Annotated in this window: 19 protein-coding genes; 5 read left to right on the top strand and 14 right to left on the bottom strand. The window is 58.3% G+C overall.

Annotated elements, in window-relative coordinates; all coding sequences use genetic code 11:
• Nucleotides 1-53 precede the first annotated feature (53 nt).
• From ACNJX8_RS10825 to ACNJX8_RS10760, 14 genes are all read right to left on the bottom strand, one after another.
• Nucleotides 54-896 carry an electron transfer flavoprotein subunit beta/FixA family protein gene (locus ACNJX8_RS10825; protein WP_128946022.1) on the bottom strand — a complete coding sequence of 281 codons (843 nt, stop codon included), beginning with the start codon at nt 894-896 and terminating at the stop codon, nt 54-56.
• A 478-nt stretch (nt 897-1,374) separates the two neighbouring features.
• Nucleotides 1,375-3,198, bottom strand: coding sequence for a nif-specific transcriptional activator NifA (nifA, locus tag ACNJX8_RS10820; RefSeq protein ID WP_439360583.1), 1,824 nt, complete (start codon nt 3,196-3,198; stop codon nt 1,375-1,377).
• Nucleotides 3,199-3,400: 202 nt separating this feature from the next.
• Nucleotides 3,401-4,237 carry an SDR family NAD(P)-dependent oxidoreductase gene (locus ACNJX8_RS10815; protein WP_439360582.1) on the bottom strand — a complete coding sequence of 279 codons (837 nt, stop codon included), beginning with the start codon at nt 4,235-4,237 and terminating at the stop codon, nt 3,401-3,403.
• A 608-nt stretch (nt 4,238-4,845) separates the two neighbouring features.
• A complete protein-coding gene (locus ACNJX8_RS10810) occupies nt 4,846-5,052 on the bottom strand; it encodes a hypothetical protein (RefSeq protein WP_439360581.1) in 207 nt (68 codons plus the stop codon).
• A complete protein-coding gene (locus ACNJX8_RS10805) occupies nt 5,049-6,161 on the bottom strand; it encodes a nodulation protein NodZ (RefSeq protein WP_439360580.1) in 1,113 nt (370 codons plus the stop codon). The genes ACNJX8_RS10810 and ACNJX8_RS10805 overlap by 4 nt, the downstream gene beginning before the upstream one ends.
• Before the next feature lie 168 nt (nt 6,162-6,329).
• Entirely contained in the window at nt 6,330-8,357 is a 2,028-nt protein-coding gene (locus ACNJX8_RS10800; protein WP_439360579.1) for a carbamoyltransferase family protein, read from the bottom strand.
• 324 nt (nt 8,358-8,681) lie between these two features.
• Entirely contained in the window at nt 8,682-9,470 is a 789-nt protein-coding gene (locus tag ACNJX8_RS10795) for an ABC transporter permease (protein ID WP_128946016.1), read from the bottom strand.
• Nucleotides 9,471-9,473: 3 nt separating this feature from the next.
• The gene (gene nodI / locus ACNJX8_RS10790; protein WP_439360578.1) at nt 9,474-10,394 is read right to left on the bottom strand and encodes a nodulation factor ABC transporter ATP-binding protein NodI; all 921 of its coding nucleotides are present in this window, start codon (nt 10,392-10,394) and stop codon (nt 9,474-9,476) included.
• A 1-nt stretch (nt 10,395) separates the two neighbouring features.
• Complete coding sequence (gene nodU / locus ACNJX8_RS10785; RefSeq protein ID WP_439360577.1) at nt 10,396-12,105, bottom strand: nodulation protein NodU; 1,710 nt, start codon at nt 12,103-12,105, stop codon at nt 10,396-10,398.
• Between the two features lie 13 nt (nt 12,106-12,118).
• Complete coding sequence (nodS, locus tag ACNJX8_RS10780; RefSeq protein ID WP_439360576.1) at nt 12,119-12,748, bottom strand: nodulation methyltransferase NodS; 630 nt, start codon at nt 12,746-12,748, stop codon at nt 12,119-12,121.
• Nucleotides 12,749-12,759: 11 nt separating this feature from the next.
• A complete protein-coding gene (gene nodC, locus ACNJX8_RS10775; protein WP_439360575.1) occupies nt 12,760-14,136 on the bottom strand; it encodes a chitooligosaccharide synthase NodC in 1,377 nt (458 codons plus the stop codon).
• 17 nt (nt 14,137-14,153) lie between these two features.
• Nucleotides 14,154-14,813 (bottom strand): chitooligosaccharide deacetylase NodB, encoded by a 660-nt coding sequence (gene nodB / locus ACNJX8_RS10770; protein ID WP_439410329.1) that lies wholly within the window; start codon nt 14,811-14,813, stop codon nt 14,154-14,156.
• Nucleotides 14,810-15,442, bottom strand: a complete 633-nt coding sequence (locus ACNJX8_RS10765) for a NodA family N-acyltransferase (RefSeq protein WP_439360574.1) — start codon at nt 15,440-15,442, stop codon at nt 14,810-14,812. The genes nodB and ACNJX8_RS10765 overlap by 4 nt, the downstream gene beginning before the upstream one ends.
• 54 nt (nt 15,443-15,496) lie before the next feature.
• On the bottom strand, nt 15,497-15,865 hold the full coding sequence (locus ACNJX8_RS10760; RefSeq protein ID WP_439360573.1) for a hypothetical protein: 369 nt from the start codon (nt 15,863-15,865) through the stop codon (nt 15,497-15,499).
• 410 nt (nt 15,866-16,275) lie between these two features.
• Between ACNJX8_RS10760 and nodD1 the strand changes: the two genes are divergently transcribed.
• From nodD1 to ACNJX8_RS10735, 5 genes are all read left to right on the top strand, one after another.
• Nucleotides 16,276-17,220, top strand: coding sequence for a transcriptional regulator NodD1 (gene nodD1 / locus ACNJX8_RS10755; protein ID WP_439360572.1), 945 nt, complete (start codon nt 16,276-16,278; stop codon nt 17,218-17,220).
• A gap of 649 nt (nt 17,221-17,869) precedes the next feature.
• Nucleotides 17,870-18,862: a transcriptional regulator NodD2 gene (gene nodD2 / locus ACNJX8_RS10750; protein ID WP_439360571.1), complete on the top strand. Its 993-nt coding sequence runs from the start codon at nt 17,870-17,872 to the stop codon at nt 18,860-18,862.
• A gap of 561 nt (nt 18,863-19,423) precedes the next feature.
• Nucleotides 19,424-19,633 (top strand): hypothetical protein, encoded by a 210-nt coding sequence (locus tag ACNJX8_RS10745; RefSeq protein ID WP_164939545.1) that lies wholly within the window; start codon nt 19,424-19,426, stop codon nt 19,631-19,633.
• A 121-nt stretch (nt 19,634-19,754) separates the two neighbouring features.
• Nucleotides 19,755-20,468 carry a MerR family transcriptional regulator gene (locus tag ACNJX8_RS10740; protein WP_206734349.1) on the top strand — a complete coding sequence of 238 codons (714 nt, stop codon included), beginning with the start codon at nt 19,755-19,757 and terminating at the stop codon, nt 20,466-20,468.
• 339 nt (nt 20,469-20,807) lie between these two features.
• The gene (locus ACNJX8_RS10735; protein WP_439360570.1) at nt 20,808-21,920 is read left to right on the top strand and encodes a branched-chain amino acid ABC transporter substrate-binding protein; all 1,113 of its coding nucleotides are present in this window, start codon (nt 20,808-20,810) and stop codon (nt 21,918-21,920) included.
• The last annotated feature ends 340 nt before the right edge of the window (nt 21,921-22,260 follow it).

Raw genomic sequence — 22,260 nt, 5'->3', positions numbered from 1 at the left:
CATCGCGCTAGCAGAGCGATCCCTGTTGACGATCGTTGCCAGGACGTTCCAGATCAAGCGTCACGGACAAGGGCCGCAAGATCGGTTTCGAGCTTCGGCTGATGCTTGAAAATAGCGTCTATCAACGCCTGTGCCGGTTGCTCGGCGGCCTCAACCAGCGCCGCCTTCTCAGCCCGCGCAGAGGGAGCGAACACTCGCTTGACGACGGTCGGCGAGCCCTTGAGGCCACATTTGGAGACGTCTTCGACGCCGGCATCGTGCGCGCTCCATTTCACGATTTGGGCACGCGCGGCACGCAAGGCATCCGCCATCGCGCCGCGCCGAATCTGATTCGTTGCCTCCAGCATGGTGATGAGACAGGGCAGCCTGGTGCGCAGCACCTGGACACCACCTTCGGAGCGTCGTTCCGCTTCAATTGTATGGGCGGCGAGATCTAAGGATCTGACCTTGGCAACGTAGGTTAGCTGCAGTACCCCGAGCCGCTTTGCGATGCCGGGCCCAACCTGCGCCGTATCGCCGTCGATAGTCTGCTTTCCCGTGAAGATGAGGTTTGTCGGGCCGTATTCCTTACCAATTTTTCGGATGGCTGTTGCAAGTGCATATGTTGTGGCCAGGGTGTCGGAGCCCGCAAAGCAGCGATCGGTGAGTAGTACGGCGCGATCGGCGCCATAAGTCAGCGCTTTTCGCAAGGAATCTTCCGCCGATGGCGGTCCCATTGTAAGCACGGTAATTTCGCCTCCAAACCGATCGCGTAGCTCCAGCGCGGCCTCGAGTGCGAAGAGGTCATATGGGTTGATGATGGTCGGCACTCCCTGACGCATGATTGTATTGGTCACCGGGTGAACGCGGATCTGCGCCGAGTCCGGAACCTGTTTGATGCAGACGACATTGTGCACGGTTTTGCTCCAAAAGTTGCGACAGCTGCGAAGAGAACAGCAAGTGTTGTACCATCGGCGCCCTTTTGGAATCGGCTTGCACAGAGGTTTAGTCCGGTGATGCCGCCCCTCTAGCCCGCCCTTCCTGACGAACGAATCCCGACACACGTCGGGGCTGCGACAGCGCTGTTCCGCAGGACGCGCCAGCTGAGTGATGCCAGGACAGCTTGCGACAGATTACCGCCCCTAATCACGAGGCATGAAAGCTCGTTAGATGTCGAACAACGGACGGTTCGCGCTTGCCTGGCCCGCAGGTGAGGCTCTGTATGTCACGGCGCGCAAGTCCATCTCTCACCGAACCAGGTTAGCCCGCCCTGCAACAGCAGGCTCGCAAGCCTCGTGGCCAAGTCGGCGCCGAGGCGGACCCATGATTGCCCACCGAAGATCGTCCTCATTCGGCTCAAGTGTGACAGGAGCAGTTCCCGCCAATTTTGGTCGTTCAGAACCGCTTTATCTCGATGCCGTATTTCCTCAGCGCGTAGCCGATCTGGCGCGGCGTTAGTCCGAGCAGGCGCGCTGCCTTTGCCTGCACCCAGCCAGATTTTTCCATGGCCGCAATGACCCGTTCGCGATCGGCCATCTTCGCGCCACTTACGAGCACTGTGCCGGGAGGCGCCAATGGGGGCAGTTCGCCGCCCATGGTCGGGACAGGCGGGGTCGCTTCAGCTGGCGGAATGATGGACGTTGCAGGCACCGGCGGCATGAGTGCCGGCCGGTCTGTCCTCTCGTCCGATGTACTTTTCCACAGCATCGCGGAAAGACACTGGCCATGGCAGCATGCAAAATCACTTCTCACGATCGATGATCCGGTGCACAGCGTCGCGGTCCGCTCGATGCAGTTTTCGAGTTCGCGGACATTTCCCGGAAAGCCGCAGTTCATCAGTACATCGATCGCACTCGCCTCCAAGGTTAGCGTACGGCCGTTCTCGTTGTTGAAATTTCTGAGAAACTCGCTGGCAAGCAGCGGAATATCACTGCGTCTTTCGCGCAGTGGCGGCAACAGCAACGGAACTACGCTGATGCGATAGTAGAGGTCCGCGCGGAACTCGCTCCTTGCCACGGCCTCTTCAAGGTTCCTGTTGGTCGCAGCTATGACTCGAACGTCGACCTTAATAGTCTGGTTGCTGCCGACGCGCTCGAACTCCTGCTCTTGCAGGACGCGCAGCAACTTTGCCTGGAATGGAGCTGAGATCTCGCCGATCTCGTCAAGAAATAGCGTTCCTTTGTCAGCAAGTTCGAAGCGTCCCTTGCGCGAGCTGAACGCACCGGTAAAGGCACCTTTCTCATGGCCAAATAATTCCGATTCCAGCACGGTCTCAGGAAGCGCCGCGCAATTCAGCTTAACGAACGGCCGCTTGGCGCGGGAGGACGATTCGTGAATGGCCTTGGCTACGAGTTCCTTGCCGGTACCGGATTCGCCACGCAGCAGAACCGTGCTGTTCGATTTAGCTACAACCGCAATCTTCTCGAGAAGCCCGCGCAGCGCCGGGCTGTCGCCAATGATCCCATGGACGTTCAGCTTCTTGCGCTCCCGAGGGGGCTGCCTGAGCTCAAATATCTGCTTTTGTAGACGGTCTTTCTCCGCCATCAGCCGTTCGCGATCGCACGCGAACAAGCGATGCAACTTCACTGTTTGTCCCACCAGGTTGGCGATCATGGCGAGCAGCCGCGCATCGTAATCGAGCCGGAGGCTTGAGCTATCGTCCCGGACACGGTCGATCGTCAGCGTACCCACGACCTTCGGATCAATGCGGATCGGAACCCCGATGAACGACACTGGCATACTATCGGAGGCGCCGAGCACTTCCCGGTCGGCAGCGCTGAATGCCGGCTCGGCGGCCACGTTCTCGGCGACAAGAGGTCTATCTGTCGCGACGATCTGGTCGATTGCCTTCCGCGGCAGGCGCATCCGGTAAAGTTCGTCGCTACCTTCGCTCCAGCCGGCGCCCACTGTAATGTCCGGCATGCCGTCATCATCGAGCAGTGAGACGATGCCGTGTCGCATCTGCACAAACGATTGCAGAAGACCGACAACGTTTGCCAACGTGACTTCGAGCGGACAAGGGGCGGCGAGTATTTTCGATATTTCGAAGATGCCGGTCAGCGCGCTCTCACGCAACGGCTCGTCCGAGAGCTTACGCTCCGGCTCAGGTTGCGAGACAGGTCTTTCGCGTGAGGAAGGGATATCCAGCATGAAGCGGTCTCCGTTGTCTTGATCATCCTCCCTGGTACCTTGTTCGGGTTGGCGACCTTCGTTTTGCATGTCACTCTCGATCTAGCGCCAAGTGTGATCTAGCGCCAAGTGTTGACGAGATGACATAGAACCGTGACACCTTTTCATGGCACGACGGTAAACTTACAGTGTGCCTTCATTTCATTTTTTGCGGATCGTAGCGCGTCGTCAGCGGAGAACATAAGTTCCGCTGCTACGGCTCAAGTCAGCTGCGTCGCCAAGGCTGGCCCATTCAAAGATGTTGCCCACCATTGATCGGCACCTCGGCCCCCGTGACATAGCTCGCCGCGTCCGAGCACAGGAAGAAGATGACCTTGGCCACTTCGTCCGGGGTTCCCACTCTGCGCAGCGGGATACTTGGCACGACACGCGCTTCTGTGTCGGGCGACAACATGTCCGTCCTGATTTCGCCGGGCGCGATCGCATTCACGCGAACGCCATGCGGCGCATAATCATGCGCCATTTCGCGTGTGAGGCTCGCAAGCGCAGCTTTCGAGGTCGCATATGCGCTGCCGGCAAACGGGTGCACCCGCGAGCCCGCGATCGAAGTCACATTCACGATCGATCCTGACGCGGCTCTTAGCTCGTCAAACAAACCCTGCGCCAGCAGGATCGGGGCCACCAGATTGAGATGGAACACCCTCATCCAGGTCTCGGTTGATGTCGTCAACGATGTCATCCGATCGCCGGTGGGCGTTTTCGGCGAGACACCGGCATTATTCACCAGCGCGTGCAAGGGTGCACCGGCCAAGCGTTTCTTGACCTCGGTGATCGCGCGCGGCAGCATTCGATGATCGCTGAGGTCGACCTGGACATGATCCTCGTATCCTGCCTCCCAGGGGCAGCGCTCGCCGTCGAACGGTTGGCGCGCGCAAGAAATGATGCGCCAGCCCGCCTCCGAGAACAGCTTGGCAGTGGCATGACCAATTCCGCGCGATGCCCCGGTCAGCAACAAGGTCTTCTGTTTTCCGCGATGAACAGGGGCTTTATCGTCGTGAAAGAGGCAACCCAAGTGCGGTTCGGGCAGCGGCCCTCTGATCAGATCGTCATTTGGCAGATCGAGACCCACGCCCGCCTCCTCTCCTGTTGCGCAAGCGTACGCGTAGCAGGATTTGCGCCGCTGCGATGCACGGAAATCCGCTCCGTTTTGCGTCCTAATGTCGCGCGCGCGAAATGCTTGGCGGGTTCAAGACACGGTGCGTGTGCTTTGTGACAGCGATGGTGCGTCACCCACGTCATGTCGCGAGCACATTCGCCCTGCGTCAAGACAAGGCGACAAGCAGCGCTCTCTTGCTGATCGCACAACCGGAAGAGCCTGAGGATGGCCAGCGGATTAGGATAGCGGCGGCGGTCAGTAACCGCGCCAACCCAAAAACTGACGTTACTGCTTCGTACGTTAGATTCGTCGGCAACTGATGCTGACTTCATCGCGGCCTGCTCTGCTGTGTCCAGCAGTGGCACTTCCCCGCGGATTGATTGCGGACCACGACCTGGCGGACTGATTAAGCCCAAAATAGTCGATATCGAGAGGGCCCGTCCGCACCAACGAGTGCCCGACCGCCACGAGGAACTCGCTGGCTGAATGGAGAACCTTTGGATATCTTCATCCGCGATCGACCACCGGTTAGCTTCGACTTGCGGTCCGTCCGAGGCGAAGACGAAGGCGTTTCCACCTGTTTAGCGCGGCGGCAGCACGTTAAGGCCATTGTTGTCGACGTCGAGCTTTAGCGGAAGGCATTCGGCCGCCGCATCCTTCTGTTCTCCGGTGGAAGTTCGCGGCAGAGCATCACTTTTGGCAGACAATTGCCGTCCCGAAAAAAACTGCCAGTACTGCTGGATGCAAAGAGCGGCAATCAGATCGATCAGGCGGGCTACGACTTTCATGAAACCACGAGCTCTTGCGAGGTTTCTTCAATCATGATCAATCGGCTCGGATCATTCAAATCGAATTCGATAACGCGTGGGGCAAAGAGACGCGCATAGCGCGTGAAGGCGCTCGTCGGGGGAAAACGGATCACGGTGTCGCAGCGCGCAAGGAGATACATTTCGATAAGGGCGGAAAAGCCGCCCTCGGCTCCGAGCGCGGCGCTATGCAATGGGCCGGCCTGAGGCGCCTGGAACCGTTTGGGGATCGTGAAAACATCGGGAAATATAGTCGAAACCTTCTCAAGCACGAGCGCGCTGTCTGTGCACAGGAAAGCCCTCACGGGTTTCGCGTGGGGTAAACCCCTGGCCTTCTCAATGGCATTACAGACCTGTCGCAAGGCGCGCTCCGGGTCTGCCCAGTAGGGAGCATGCCCCATAATGTCCTCGCCGTTGCCATGCCGGACATGAATGCCGATTACGCTGTACGGCTCAAAGCGCTCGCGGTAGATGGCATCAATTCGAGCCTGAATTTCTGGGCGTGGCTTGATGCTCCGAAAGATTTCTCGCTCGGCCTCCTGATCGCAGCGCCACATCAGGCACGCGTCACACACGACCGTGTTAGCGTCACTATCTTGCTGACTTTGGAACAGTTGATCGAGTTCGTCGCGTTCCCGGAAAATCTGCTCGTCCGGGCGATAGACGCAATCGATGGATGGCTTGTTCCACCATGCCGGGAAGAACGGTCCCGGAAATGAACACTGATTGATCTCGTCGTCGCAAATCACCCGCACGCCAGCGATGTCTTGCACCGGTTCAAAGAAGACTGGAAAGGCATTGGTGAATGGCTCATTGAGGTAACAAGATCCCCGCCAATCAATGGCCAGCGTCCGTCCTGTCAGCTTTGCAAAACGCCAGGCTGCCGCCAGTGACCACAGGCAGTCGCCGAACCCCGTACGTCGCCGAGAAACTACGAACCGATCATTCCTCGACTCTCTAAGCATCTGCATTGCCTCTTCCCGGGCTCCTGGTTGGACAAGAGACGTCATTGCGGACATCTCACGTATCGTCGCGTCCGACATCATGGTCGGAAATCGCGGTGCCGGCGAGCTGCGTCGGTAGAACTTCATAGCAACGCTATCCTGATGTGAGCGGGTTCTCTCGACGATTTCGCCTTTTCTTCTATTCAGTAACGTTTCGTCGACATACGTGATTTCAATCGGATGTATATTGCGCCCTCCTCTACGCCGGATGCCCTGCCCCCGTACATGCAGGCATATACATGCTCATCACCTCGGTTATGCTTGGCCTTGCACTCCATTACAGTCGCAAGCCGCGCGCGGCGGATGCAACCGAACGCCCCGCAGCTCCCACACGAGCCGCAACTCCTTCACGACATCTTCACGCTTGGCCTGGCCCAGCATGGTTGCTTCGAGAAGCCGACCGAGCGACGCCTCGCCCTCGATCCGCATCAAGATCTCGAAAAGCTCGTGTGAGATACGCATACTGTCGCGGCCGGAATGTCCCGTGCGGATCTCGCAGACCGTTTCCTGACGGTCTGGCGCCGTGTGGGAGCGAACACGATGAAGGGATGCATACGGCGGCAATGAAATGCCCAGTGCGCTCCAATCCTGCAGTGTTGCTGACCGCTTCCGGACGAGGAAAGGTCCAACAACAAGTCCGTCCAGGTCAGTCGTCAAGAACGTGGTGATCGCATCTGAAACGGACTCCACGATCGGCTCGGCATTGTTGTTAAATGACGTATTTAAAAGAACCGGGATGCCGGTTCGCTTTTTGAACGCATTAATTACATCCCAATAGGTGGGGTTTGTCTTGCGCGATACTGTCTGCAGCCGAGCGGTCCCATCAACGTGCGTGATCGCACCGAGCACGTCACACTTGGCTTCACGCACACGAACCACGAAGTTCATGAAGGGGAGCTGCCGCGTGCCGTCGGGAAGCTCAAAGAACTCGCTCGCATCCTCCTCCAGTACAGATGGCGCAAACGGACGATAGCCCTCACGCTTCTTGACCATCGCGTTGATACGATCCTTGTTTTCCGCAGGCCGCGGGTCCGCAAGAATGCTGCGGTTACCAAGCGCACGTGGGCCGAACTCAGACCGGCCCTGAACCCAGCCGATTACAGCGCCATTTGCCATCCAGTCTGCCGCACTGGATGCTATGTCATCACTTCGTTGAATGTCGAGGTGGCCTGACCATGCGTTGAGCTCATGCTTAATGGTTTGCTCGTTCCCGAGATCGGGCCCCCAATAAACGTCCGGCAGTCGCTCGCGCGGCGCTGGCCTGCCCAGCTCGTTGGACATCATCAATGCAGCGCCGAGTGCGCAACCGGCGTCGTGCGCCGCGGGTTGGACAAAGATGTCGTCAAATAGCCCGGAATAAAGCAGCTTACCGTTCAGCGTACAATTATGGGCTACACCCCCAGCCAGGCACAAGCGCGTCATGCCCGTCGCTTCGCGATAGTGCCGCAGGATGTGGAACACGATCCGCTCCAGCGCTTCCTGCAGCGAAGCGCTGACATCTCGATGCTGTTGGGTGAATGGCATTCCTTTTCGCCGAACATCGATGTTGCGGACCAGGGCCGGACCGATTCGATCCAGGTGAACGCGATAGCCACCGTTGTCCAACAATTCGTAGAATTGCGCGAAGAGTTCGCGATAGGGAGTGGGATCACCGTATGGGGCAAGTCCCATTACTTTGTACTCGTCGAACAACCCGTAGCCGAGATATCGAATCGTCTCGAGATAGAACAGCCCCAGGGAGTTATGTTCGGGGAAGCTTGCAAGTTGCGCAATTTCGGTGCCAGATCCCACCGCCAATAAGCCCGAGAGAAAATCGCCACCGCCGTCGATCGTAAAAACGAGACTTTGCTCGAACCCGGACATGGCAAACGCGCTCACGGCATGCGCCTCGTGGTGATTCACGAAGGAAAGCCGAGACGGATCGATCTCGGCGCCGAACTCCCGTGCCAGCAGCTGCCGCAGCAACAGTTTGGCGTCCAACGGAACGGGATGAGAAACAGAAAGACGCTCGAGCATGGTATTGCAGTAGGCTTCGCTCGCGTAGAACGCGATGCGGTCGATCTCGCCGAGCGAGACCCCTGCGGTGGAAAGGCAGTATTGGATCGAATTGCTCGGGAACTTGTTGGAGTGCTTGACGCGATTGAGGCGCTCCTCTTCGACAGCAGCGATCACGCGGCCATCCTGCACAAGAACCGCAGCGCCATCGTGAAGAAATGTATTCGGCAGCTCCGGCGAGCTTTCATAGATTCGGTCAAGACCGCCACTCACTCCCAGGCACAACATCTCATTCTCCATTCGATGATGACGGGAAGGCCAACTGCCGTTCCATCTATCTAATCTGTACAGTCACGCTCCGTCGGCTGCGCGGGCCAGACAGCACAACCAGGATCTTCCAAAGTCCGTCTCGGCGCCTAGCGACAGGCGCTCAGAAAATAGGTGCTGGCGTCCGCACCAATCGACTGAACAGGCGGCCGTAGACCTGGCTCGATCGCGGCCGTCTTAAGGCCATTCAGCAACTGCTGTGACAGACCAGGTCTTCCCGAGCTACCGCAGAAAGCATCGTGACCCTGCATCGATTTGACTTTTTCCGTTATCGCTCAACTCACGTCACCGCAGCAGGCGGCGCCGAAATAGCGCTGTCGACACGAAAAAGGGCAATACCGCGTAAACGCAAAGCGCACCGACGTGGAGGGCAACACTGTCGGCGCCGCGCTCAAGCATCGCCGGGCGAATAAGGTCGACCGAATGTGCGAGCGGCAACAAGCCGGCGAAGTGCTGAAATGAGCCGGGCAGTTGGCTCATCGGAAAGACCGCACCACACAGAAACACCATAGGAGTGAGGATAAGTGTCTGGTAAAATACGAAGTAATCGTAACTTGGGGCAAGAGATATGACGACCATCGCCAGGCTGGCGAAGACAAGGCCAGTAAGGGCGATTGTTGGCATCGCATACAGAATGGATGGCCAGGATGCATAACCCAGCGTGGCAGCGACGATCCCGATCGTTGTTCCCGCCAGAACGGACTTACTGGCCGCCCACACCAGTTCGCCCAGAACGATATCGCCGAGCGTGAGCTGAGTAGAGAGGATCGCTTCCCAGGTGCGCTTGGCATCCATGCGCGCAAAGGCTGCATACATGGTTTCAAAGGTCGCAGACGTCATGGCGCTGGTCGCGACCATGCCCGCCGCCAGAAACGCGATGTACGACGTCCCCTCAACGCGCCCCACGATCAGCCCAAGGCCAAAGCCGAGGCCAAGCAGATTGGTTATAGGATCTGCGAGGTTGCCGAGAATCGATGCAAGTGCGGCTTTCTTCCATGCTAGAAAGTTCCGACGCCATACCGCGATCCAGTTGTACGCGTTAGCGGGCATTACCGCCGCATAGCTTTCACCCATCGCTCACTTCTCCATCTCGCGCCCGGTGAGCCGCAAAAACACGTCTTCGAGATTCGGCGGGCGCTGCAGAATACGAAGGCCCGCTCGCCCTAGCAGTTTCACGCGTACCTGCTCCGGATATGGCGCATAACAAAAGAGAGTCTCTCCACTCACTTCGATGTGCCGCGCATACGGCCTGACCAGCTCGCAGAGCTGATGTGGATCCCCCCCATAGATTTCAATGACGTTGCAGCCAATATACTCATCGATCAGAGCGTCTGGCTTGCCTTCGGCGATCTTGCGTCCATGCTCGAGGACACACAGCCGATCGCACAGGCGTTCGGCCTCTTCCATGAAGTGAGTGGTCAAGAGAATCGTCTTGCCCCGCCCAAGCAGAACTCGCAGACGTTCCCAAATCAGATGACGGGCGTGCGGATCCAAACCAGTCGTCGGCTCGTCCATGACGAGCAGATGCGGGTCATTGATTAGCGCCCGCGCCAGCGTCAGCCGCCGTTTCATGCCACCGGACAGCTCGGCAACGCGCGTGTCCGCCTTGCTTTCGAGGCGTGCAAACTCGAGCAGCGAGGGGGCGACCGCCTCGATCTTGCGAGCGCTCATGCCGAAATAGCGGCCAAACACCAGCAGATTCTCTCGTACGGTGAACTCGAGTTCAAGATTATCGAACTGCGGCACCACGCCGATACGCACACGTGCGACACGAGCGCGTGCAGGCACAGGCTCATTGAGGACCGTAATCTTTCCTCCGTCCGGCGAAATCATGCCGAGAAGCATACGCGCAATCGTACTCTTGCCAGCTCCATTTGGCCCAAGCAGGCCGAAGCATTCTCCGTGCGCAACCGAGAACGACAGTTCATTGACGATGATCTTGTCGCCAAATGACTTTTTCACGCCGGCAAGGTCGATCGCTACCGTGGACATGTTCATCCTAGGCTGACAGAAGTCGTTCCGCAGACGATGGCTTCTTAACGACCGTTTTGGTCCAGAGCAGGCCGTCGCACCATACATGCTCGACACGCCCCCATTGGCAGGCCGCCGCAGCATCCGGGAAGAATCCCCGTCCGTGGAGGTTGGCGCTCGTGTTGCAGAGCAGTGGAATGCCCGTGAGTTGCTCAAATTCCACGAGAAGCGCGGCGATTTTGTGCGGAGAGTTGCGGGAGATTGTCTGCAGCCGCGCCGAGCCGTCAAGATGGACCACAGCGGGGACCTTGTCGCGCCAATTCGCCCGGGTCTGGTGATCGAACAGCATGTAGGGATCTGGCGTACCTGGGCTGAAGATCTCCGGCGCCCGATCCTCCAGACAGATCGGCGCCACCGGTCGGAAGTGCTCGCGACGCTTGATGTCGTTGAGATGATCCTTCATTGCCGGGGAGGTCGGGCTCGCAAGAATGCTTCTGCCGCCCAACGCCCGCGGCCCAAGCTCGGCGCGCCCGGAAAGGAAGATGATCGGCTTGTTGTCGGCTAGAATCGCCGCAAGTTCACGCAGACTGCACGGCGCGGCTTCCCAGTCCGACGGAAGTTCGCTGTCCCGCAGGGACGGACCACTGTAGACTGACCATTCCAACGGCCCGAAGCCATTTTGCGCCGCCATCGCGCCGCAAGCAGCGCCGATTGCCGAGCCGCTGTCATTTGGAAATGGCGGCACCCAGACATCATCGAACAATCCCGTCGCACGAAGCGCGCTGTTCCACTTGATATTGAGACCGCAACCTCCGGCGACACATAGATTTCGCGCTCCCGGAAGCGACGAGTGCCGCAGCAGAATCATCGCGATTTCCTTGACAAGGAGACGTTCCAGGAACACATGAAACGACGCAAGGACGTCCTCCGCTCGCTTGGCCGTCAGGCGCACTGCGCTTGCCTCGAAGAAATCGTGCATAGCTGCAAGAGAGGATTCCGCATTGTTTATGTCCGCGCGGTAGCGACGAGCCTGCTCCGTGTCGGCTGCGAAGCGCTTTTCGTAGAGCTCCTGAAACACTGTCACGATGCTTTCGTCGACAGCGCCAAGCGCGATGTAAGCCATCAGCTTGCCGGCGATGCCCAAATCCCAACTGGAGCGGTTCGGCTGCCGGTAAGGCCCGAAGTGAAGGCCCGCGGCAGCATAGGCATGGCCGATCATCGGAAACAGGGATCCAATGAGCCGTGCCCCACCAGGTTCGACATAGTAAAGACGTGGAAAGATGCAGCCGTCCCATACCAGACAGAACGCGGGTTTTCCCGCGCTGGCAAAGGGACTCGTGCAATATGCTGAAGCGACGTGGCCCGTGACGTGCGGGTAGCTCTTATATGGAAACACCTTGCCGCCGAGGATCAGGCCAAAGCCGTCGACGGAATCAAGAAGGCCCTCAGCATGGCGCTCGACATATGGCGCCCCTTTCAGCGCGATCGGCACAGCTCCACTGAGGACCTGGAACTGCGACTCGATCTCCCCATCCCAGCCGTCGATGACGAACTGATCGATATCTCGCGGATCCAGGCCATGCTCCGCCAAGGCGAGCACGACTGCCTCGAGATTCTCGACGGATTGATAGCGTGGACTGTTGTCGCGCTTCTCTTGCTCGGTGCAAAAGAGAAGCCGCCCGTCCTCGACGACAGCAATTGCGCCGTCATGTGTTAACTTGATGCCGCAGATGCGCATATGATCCCCTATCCTAGTGACCGACGTTTGATTGTTCTGACGAGTGACTCTGCTTCCGGAACCGGACGATCAAGCAGTCTTCGTTGAGCGACCCGGTATGGCAGTGCAGACGCTCGACCTCCGATAGACTCTCGTCGAAGAGAGCGATCACCGTCTCGGCACCAGCAGCATGACCCCAGCGTTGACACGTAGCATCACGTGCCGACCCGAAAATCAGAGCCCCATTTGGCGCAAGCATACTCACCAGGTTGCGGATAGCCGCATGCATCTCGACAATGTCCTTGAGGTAGTAAAGAACCTCAGCCACGACGATCAAATCGAACTGTTCAGTGGTCGAGAACCGCTGAATGTCGCAGGTCACCCACGTGATATGTGACCACTTCCTGGTCCGTAGTCGCGCTCGCTCGATCGCCTGCGGCATGACATCGACAACGGTGAGCCGTTCGCATAGCGGAGCCAGCATGTCCGTGAATGCACCGGCTGCACATCCTACTTCGAGGGCATGCGCAACATCTCCGTTGCAACGCGACATCCGGAGCATCTGCGCGTACCGCTCCCGCTCGAACGCACTACTGTAGAGGCGCCATGGATCGTCGACAGCCAACTCTCGCTCTAATAGCTGACGGTTTTTGTCCAGGGTCATGAGCCAACCACCTATTTGTAGGCAGTCGAACGATCGCGAGCGCAAACACTCTCAGTCGCCGCAAGGCTTGATGGACGGTGTGAAAACTCCGCCTTACAAATTGTGCCAGATATTCCCCCTATACTTGCAGGACCTCGTCCAGCGCTCGGGTGCAGGATGACAGGCTGCTTTTCCCCTACGGTCGGCACATTGGCGACCTTGCGCGATAGCCAATCGCTGTTGCCCAATGTGCAAAGCGCATAGGCCTTCAAAGGCAGTAAGAGAAAGATATTGATCGGTGTATGGAGCGAGAAGCCGAGAAACCGCACTTCGCGAGCACGAACGGCTGCCACACTACACCGCACCATCGTCATCGCTGCAATCGTCAATCCCGTCCACCAGGGTACGGAGCCGCCTATTACGAGCTGCGCGAGCGCAGCCAGTGATGAAAGGGCGAGAAGCAACGGGCCGAGATTTTGCCCGATAACGTCTAGCGTCAGATAGCCATCGAGCCCTGGCAGCAGACGTAATGCAAGAAACGTGTCCCGAAAGGTACTGCGCGCCCAGCGGAGTTGCTGACGCAGATATGGCCCAAGGCTGTCCGGGACGACTGTTGCTGCGATCGCATCCGGGACATATTCGGTTCGAAACCCCGCCTTGAGCATGAGGATCGTTAGATGGCGATCCTCGCCGAAATCGCTTGGCTTCCCGCGAAAGAATTGCGTTTCATATTGATCAAGCAGCAAAGCGAGCGCTGAGCGACGATACATAGCACATGGGCCGCAGCAGCACATGACCGCACCGAAACGAGCCTGAGCCGCGCGCTCTTCGTTGCACGCCAACCAGTATTCCATATCGATCAGCCTGGTCAGCCACGTTTCGCTGCGATTGCTCGCTATCAGCTGCCCCATGGCCGCACCGATTTCCGGGTCATGCATCTTCAATACAAGCTTCGTGACGACGTCAGCAGCAAGTATCGTATCCGAGTCGACGTTGAGCACCAGGTCCCCGGATGAGCCGCGTATTGCAGCGATCTGCGCCTTGCGCTTTCCAACGTTGTTTGCCAGCAAGATGATGCTGAATCTCGGATCATTCGCATAGATTTTGTGTACAGGGGCGACAACGTCGCGATTTGCAGATCCGTCGTCGACCACATAGACCTGTAGCTTTCCGGCGTAGTCTTGGCTCGCAAGCGACTCCAGACATTCGGCGAGCGTGTTTGGATCCTCGTTAAAGCACGGCACGATGACGTCTACACTCGGAAGGACGACCTCCGATTGTCCCGGGCTGTCCTGCAGCGATGAGCTATTCGCCGGCTGGGCATAAAGCGCTTGCGCGCTCTTGTAGATAGTCGAGAGCAGCGCATAAGACGAAACGGCGACAGCACTGGTTGTAGCGAGCAGGTCCATAAGGTGTCAGTTCTTGTTCAGTGAAGTTGAGGGAGCGCACGGATTACAAACCCGCGCTGTTGTAATGCCGGAATCAGATATGACAGCGCCATCACGGTCTGATCACGCAGTGTGGCGTCAGTGCACAGTCTCTCTTCATCGGGAGGATATCCGTCGTGCAGCAGCACAATTGCACCCGGTCGAACGCTCGCCAGCACTGAATTCACAATTCTATCGACCCCGGGGCGGGACCAATCTCTCGGATCGACCGACCAGTGCACAGCGGTGAGACCAGCGCTCGCTGATATAGCGAGCACCTCTTCTGTCCATATGCCGTAAGGTGCTCGCATGTGCCTGGGCGAAGCCTGCGGGCACGCCGAACGGATCGCCTCGCTCGCCGTCAGCACTTCATCGTGTACCTCCGCAGGTGCGCATCTGGATAGATCCGGATGCGTCATCGTGTGGTTCGCAACCTCGTGCCCTTCCGCGATCATTCGTCGAATAAGTTCAGGTTGTTCGGCCGCGTACGTGCCGATCACGAAGAACGTTGCCGGAGTCCCATGTTGCACGAGCACATCGAGCACCTCTGGCGTACAAAATGGATTTGGCCCATCGTCAAAGGTCAAATAGACAGGCCGACTTCCGCTCACGTCAGCGTAGTCGCAACGCACAGCAGATCGAGGGATAAGCTCGTTCACAGCTCAGGCCCGTTCCGATCGATGATCGTCCCGGCCGGCCACTCGCTCATCGAGCGTCCAACCGGGAAACCCACCACGATCACGTCTTCGATACGGGTCGGCGACAAATTGGGATAGACATCCGGATGCGTGGAGCGGACGCGAATGCCAGACATGAGGGTGGCGAGCCCCTGCCTTTCGACCAGTCGAGTCATATGTTTCTGAAGCGCAGGCCGAACCGTACCAAAGCCGAATGGAACGCCGAGCTCATGCAGTATCGGATACGTCACGCGCATTGCGTGGCTGATTCCCAGCCCTTCAAGATCCGGACGCACCGCATATAACCCCAGTTCGGCCACGAGGAGATCGACCCCACCAATCTTGATGAAGCGGCGTAGTAGCCCGAGGTGAGCAGCTACCCCGCGCGCGTCGTAACCAATCACGCGGAGCTCAGGTCTTGCACCGGCCCAACTTCGGTTGCCCTCAAATGGCTGCGCATTGAACGCACCGGTCGGCCCGTAACTCTTGCGGAAGAACTCGGCGAGCTCGGCATGATCGGCGAGCTGCAGTTCGTTTTCCCAGCGACGGGTCCACTGCACTCGAGCGCGCGCAGAAGGAGCTTCCGCAGTCGGGGATACGGCAATGTTCATGGCGGGCTTCCTCGCGCCAGTGGAATTAAAAGCGGAGATGGTCACGTGAACTCGCTACTCGGCGAACCGCTGATCAATACTGAACTGCGCTGCCATGCCCCGTCGGAGCTCGGCACCCCTCGCTTGCATCGCGCCGTGCGCCTTCGCGCGCGACGAAGCGATCGCACAGTTCGCGCTCGTCATCAGACCAATGCCCCGCGCGAGATATGCCGGAAGATGCCGACGAGGCGATTGGACTACCGAGAACCTGTCTGCACCATGGAGCTTTTCCGTCTCGTCCAGCATCGCTGTCGACGTTTTGACGTCTGAGCGCAGGCTATCGATGCGAGGAGCCTCATCGATGGCGTATCGGAGTGGCATCAGATCAAACTGGTTCTTATGCATCTTCGACACGCCCTGAATGCGGTGGACAGTGCGAGCCATTTGGAGGGTCGCCGGAACTACTTGGCATCCGCAATCTGCGGCTGCCGCTATGTCGCGACCCTAGAATGAGGTTGAACGCGCTCTCAAGTGTACGCGGGTAAACCTCCGATATGGAAACGGATGGAATACGCATACGAACGTTTATCGGGATCCGCTTAGCGCCCGATCGAGCGCGCTTCGCACCGAGACGAAGAGGGGCGGCTCGCACCGCACGCCCAAAACCGCCCTCGCAACGGATGCGGCGGGTGCTCGCACGTCCAGGAGTTTTTCTCTGAGCCCGCGAACGACCAGCAGCCATCGTGATATGCCTGATTACTTTTCCAAACTGATGTTTGCTATCCAACATCCCGCAATTTGGTAAAATCGATTGTTTCGATAGAACACATCCACACGATGGATAGACTCACAACATGCGGTTCAAGGGACTTGATCTAAATCTTCTCGTTGCGCTCGATGCTCTGATGACGGAGCGCAACCTCACGGCGGCGGCGCGCAAGATCAATCTGAGCCAGCCAGCTATGAGCGCGGCGATCGCGCGGCTGCGCACCTATTTCCGCGATGAACTATTTACCATGAGAGGTCGCGAGCTCGTCCCGACACCTGGCGCGGAGGCGCTTGCAGGTCCGACTCGCGAGGCCCTGCTGCACATCCAACTCTCGATCATATCACGGGACGCGTTCGACCCGACTCAGTCGAGCCGACGCTTCAGGGTCATTCTCTCCGATTTCATGACCATCGTCTTCTTTCGGAGAATCGTGGACCGTATTGCACACGAAGCCCCCGCGGTACGCTTCGAATTGCTGCCATTTTCCGATGAACCCGATGAGCTGCTCCGCCGGGGCGAGGTTGACTTTCTCATTCTGCCGGAATTGTTCATGTCGAGCGCGCACCCCAAGGCGACGCTGTTTGACGAGACCCTGGTGTGCGTGGGATGCCGCGCGAACAAGCAGCTATCGCGGCAGCTTACGTTCGAGAAATACATTTCGATGGGGCACGTTACGGCTAAGTTCGGACGGGCGCTGAGACCAAACCTAGAAGAATGGTTTTTGCTTGAGCACGGCCTCAAGAGACGCATTGAGGTCGTTGTGCAGGGCTTTAGCCTGATTCCGCCTATATTGTTGGACACGGGCCGTATCGGCACGATGCCATTACGGCTCGCCAGGCACTTTGAAAAGCAAATGCCATTGCGGATCGTCGAACCACCGCTCCCCCTACCAACATTCACCGAGGCTGTGCAGTGGCCTGCGTTCCACAATACCGACCCAGCGAGCATTTGGATGAGGCGGATATTGCTGGAGGAGGCATCCAACATGGTATCTGGGCGTCAGGAGCCTCCAACTCGCAGGCGCTGCTAGGCTCACCACAAGCCCTCTCGGCCCGTTCCAGAAACGCTATTAAGCCCTTCAATGTGCTCGGCGGCTTTATCATTTCAACGTCTCGGGGGCGAAGCTGCTAGAGGCCGCAGGGAGGCGGCGATCGGTTGCGACGACTTGCCGGGTAGTGAGTGTGGTGATCTCGCTGGTGCGGTTTGATGCGCTTGCACTGCAAACAGGTGACGCCCGGCAATATCGCGCACACTTCTTCCAGTACAATAATGTTTGGCTTGCGCAATAAAATCGCTTGAACCCCACACTGCGTCAGGTTGTAGGCTGGCCGCCGTGACTAACGTTGCGCTACGCATCCCGTCGACGGGCGCTTTGGCGAACTCACGGCGCTGGCCGGACACTGTGGTTTGATCTGCCATTAACGAACTGATCAGGTCCTGTTGCGTGGCTCGCCGGAAGTGGCGAGAACCGATCCGCTTCGGGAATCCTGGTGGTTTCGGGCCGCTGGTGGTCCGCCTAGGGCCTTGCTCGCCATTCTTGCGATCCTTTCGCGAGCGTCTTCTCGCGATCGCACAATGGAACCGATGTCCATTCGGGCGACGCAATAAGGCCGCTTCAGACGCAGCCGTCGCCGCTCGTTGTATGCACCGCAAGGATGGTTTGTGCTGGATAAGAAGACATGCGTTTCAAAGGTTTGGATCTAAATCTTCTCGTCGCGCTGGATGCTCTAATGACTGAGCGCAACCTCACCGCGGCGGCACGCAAGATTAACCTTAGTCAGCCGGCCATGAGCGCAGCCGTTGCCCGGCTGCGCACCTATTTCCGTGATGAGCTGTTTGCGATGAGGGGGCGGGAACTTGTCCCGACGTCACGCGCCGAAGGACTCGCGGCTCCTGTTCGCGAGGCTATAACGCACATTGAGCTCTCCATTATCGCGCGGGACGTGTTCGACCCGGCTCAATCGAATCGGCGATTCAGGATCGGCCTTTCTGATTTTATAACAGTCGTATTCTTCCGAAATGTCGTGGAGCGCGCCGCGCGAGAAGCACCCGCCGTCAGCTTCGAACTGGTGCCGCTCACAGATCAGCAAGATGAGCTTCTCCGCCGCGGCGAAGTCGATTTTGTTATCCTGCCGGAATTATTCATGTCCAACGCGCACCCCAGGGCGGCCCTGTTCGAGGAGAGACTCGTCTGCGTAGGCTGCTGCACCAATAGCCAACTACTACGGCGGCTTACACTGGATCGGTATATGTCGATGGGCCACGTTGCGGTTAAGCTCACAGGTGCGCGCAAGATCCCGGTCGAGGAATCCTTTTTACTCGATTTCGGCCTCAATCGGCGCATCGACATTCTCGTGCAGAGCTTCAGCATGATCCCGCCGCTGCTGGCAGGCACGAACCGCATAGGAACGATGCCATTAAGGCTCGTAAAGCATTTCCAAAGAACGATGCCCCTTCGGATTGCCGAGCTTCCGCAGCCATTCCCCGCCTTCACCGAGGCGGTCCAATGGCCTGTGCTTCACAACAGCGACCCAGAAAGCCTCTGGATGCGAGAGATATTGTTGCAGGAGGCTACCCGCATGGCAACTGCACAAGAGTTCTCGATCATCTGCACTTCGGAACGAGCGGATACTGCCGAGGATTTCTCACGATCTATCTCGCCGTTGCCGTAAGGACGTTCGCAGAGTCTGCGAACCTCATATCCCAACGAATGTCTCAATGCACACAATTTAGGCTCGCCTCGCTTGAACTCATTGTCGCTGGATAAAGATCGCCGCAGCGGACGGCTATGTGTAGCTCTTTCGCACGTTGGCACTAGGCTCGACGTGCGAGCGACGGCTGGGCTGTTGGCCTGGTTTTAGAGACAGGGACGTACGTCCCAACCCGGCCGCCGGGCGCACCTGCCTCGATACAGCAGGATCGACACGGGGCTGTGTCGTCGTCACCTCTCCGAATCAGTAGTGGCTCCCGATGAGCGGAGACGGTTCGACTTCCTCGGAGTCGTACCACCACGCACAGTGAGCGTGGTGGTCATCGATCATGCATATGGACCACGAATCTCTTGCGCTGTCGAAGCAAGCATTGTGCACGCGTGTTGCCCTGCCGCATCGCCATGGAGTACATCGCATCTTCGTCGCTCTGCGCCGCGGGTCTGACTTCTTTTGGCCCTACCGCAGCCAAACGTCTTGACGACGTGCGCTGCCCTGACGCAATGACAAACAAGGAGCTGAACGTTGGAGCAATGCAGCGGGGTGTTCTATCCAGAAGAGCTTTCCGTCCTGGGAAGCCTTTATGATGGCGCGGTCACCGCGCTACCCGCATCGATGCGAAATCCGGAAAATCGCACAGCAATCGCCAAACTCATCCTGGAGCGTACAGCGGCTGGCGAGGCTCAACTGGCATGCCTGACGAACTTGTTGATCACCATTTCCCCTCAGGGTTGATCCCCCGCCATTCTGAGGATAGTCACCACTCTCGCGCTGGAATGGAAGACGATCCAGCTAGAGCTTTGAAATAGCTTGAATCATACGTGACGTCAGGTTGTAGGCTTTGAAATTGAGCAACATGAGCAAAGCTACACCACGAAGGCGTCGATGGCGCATTGGCGAACTTGCAGAGGCGACCGGAGTAACGGTACGCACGCTGCATCATTATGAACACACGGGACTCCTAGCAGCCTCAGAGCGTACTGATGGCGGCCACCGGATGTACGACCGCGAAAGCGTTCAACGGGTTCACCAGATTCGGGCGCTACGTGAGCTTGGCTTCTCCCTTGTCGAGATCCGTAAAGCTATGGAGGGCACGACCTCACTCACCGACCTGCTGCGCAAACATCTAGAGCGGATAGAACTTCAAGTCGCTCGAGCAACTCTGTTGCGAGATCGTTTGCGCAACATGACCATCGACAGTGCGATCCAGGTAAGTGTGGATGAGCTGCCTGCGACCCTGAATGCCATGTCGCGGGTCGAGACGCGTAGTCAGACATCCCGATGCACCTGCAAGCTAGCTGCAGATCGCGAGGAGCGGTGGCGGCGGATCCGCGACGAGCTGCGTGATTGTATGGATCGCGGCGAGCATCCTTGCGGCGAGCGGGCAAAGGCTGTCGCAGTTGCCGCACGCCTGCTGATCAGCGAAATCGCCGGGGCCGATTCACGCGTTTCGATGATCCTGAAGGTACTTGCACGATTAAGCGCCCCCCGTAGTCTGGCTGGTTGGGATCCCTGCCTCATGCAATATCTCGATCTCGCCCTTGGCGGGTTGGAGGATCAGCCGTACTGACGTCCTCATGGCCGGCTCCGCGCACGATTGCCAATCGGCCTTGGCAAGCTGAAAACGCGATGGCGCTTGGCTGATCGGCGGCTCTGATGCGGGCCGACAGTTTTACGGATTCGACCGGACAGATCGTCATGGCCTTTCCGATCCGCGCTCCCTGACGCCTTGATCGAGACTCTCTTCAAACGGGGCTTGAACCGCACGTAACGTCAAATTGTAGGTTCTACCGTAGCCGCAATCTGGCCGACCTAACGCACGCTTCGCTTGACAGGCGGCCTCGACCTGCAGGCACGCCGGATCACAGCTGCTGGCGTTTCACTTCAGGTGAGCATTGGGAGCTCTATAATGTTAAATGGGCGTTACGCTTCTGCTGCCAGTGCAGCGCTTCTCTTCTGCGCCCTCGCCTCGGCTGCGCGCGGCTCCGAGGTCAATATTGCCGTGGCTGGTCCAATGAGCGGAAGCAGCGCGGCGTTCGGCTTGCAAATGCGCGATGGTGCGGCTGCGGCGGTCGAGGCGTTGAACGCTTCGGGACTACTTCCCGACACCAGGGTGAGTTTGAGTGTCGCCGACGACGCCTGCGACCCGAAGCAAGCTGTCGCAGTCGCGAACAAGCTCACAACAGAGCGGGTCCGGTTGGTCATTGGCCATTTTTGTTCCTCTTCGTCGATCCCGGCCTCCGACATCTATGCCGAAGCAGGCATCGTTCAGGTCTCCCCTGGCTCGACAAATCCTCAGCTAACAGAACGAGGCCTTCAGACCGTCTTTCGGATCTGCGGCCGCGACGACCAACAGGGCACCGCTGCCGCTGAGTACATTCACAGGAACTACCCTAACGACAAGATCGCAGTGTTCGACGACAAGAGCACCGCAGGCAAGGGTATCGCCGACGTGGTTGAGGCACAGCTTCAGAGGTTCGGTGAACGAGTCATTCGGCAAAGCTACGTAGCCGGCGAAAAGGATTTCAGAGCGCTGGTCTCAAAAATGAAGAAGGATGGGGTGCGCGTCGTCTATATCGGCGGCTATCATACCGAAATCGGCTTGTTTGTACGCCAGGCATCAGAAGCAGGAGCTGGCCTCATCGTCATGGCGAACGATCCGTTGATGACCTCTGAATTCTGGGCCATTACCAGCAGCGCTGGAAATGGCACGTTGTTTACCTTCATGCCGGACCCCGCCAGGAATGCCAATGCGGCCGGCGTGGTAGCCGGACTCAAAGCTTCCAACCTGTCCGCTGAAGGCTACACGCTTTACGCCTATGCCGCCGTGCAAGCATGGGCAGAGGCGGTGAACCGGAGCGGCTCCCTCAATGCTGCGCGCGTCGCTAGCGCACTTCGTTCACGGGCGATCGATACCGTGATTGGGCCAGTCCGGTTCGATACAAAGGGAGACAATGCGGCTCCTGGTTTTCTGGTTTACCGCTGGCGCGACGGCCGTGTTGAAACTGTCGAGCAGAACTGATTGGCGTCAACGCCGCCTGCCCAAACCCAAAGTGACACGATGATGAGACGCCCTCAAGACGTTGGAGCAGCGATACTCGCAAGCTCTCTTATCCTTGCAGCTTTCGTAGCGTTCGTCGCGTTCGCTGCAGCCCTCGCAGAGCTACCCGATGTCGACCTGAAGGAGACGCTGCGTCCGATCATAGACAAATAGTAGCCGTGCCGAGCTGATCCTGCTCGCAGGCAAGGACCTCTGAAGCGGCCATCTACAATTGTGCCAGGTTCGGCGGCATGGACGTTTCTGCGGCCAAGCGGTTGACAGGCCCAGGAAGAGGAGAACGGGAAGCTAACGATGCTCCTGG

The organism is Bradyrhizobium sp. SPXBL-04 (assembly GCF_051853035.1).
In the GTDB taxonomy this organism is placed as follows: domain Bacteria; phylum Pseudomonadota; class Alphaproteobacteria; order Rhizobiales; family Xanthobacteraceae; genus Bradyrhizobium; species Bradyrhizobium zhanjiangense.
Note: the sequence above shows the minus strand (reverse complement) of the source record. Positions and strands in the feature narration are given on the sequence as shown.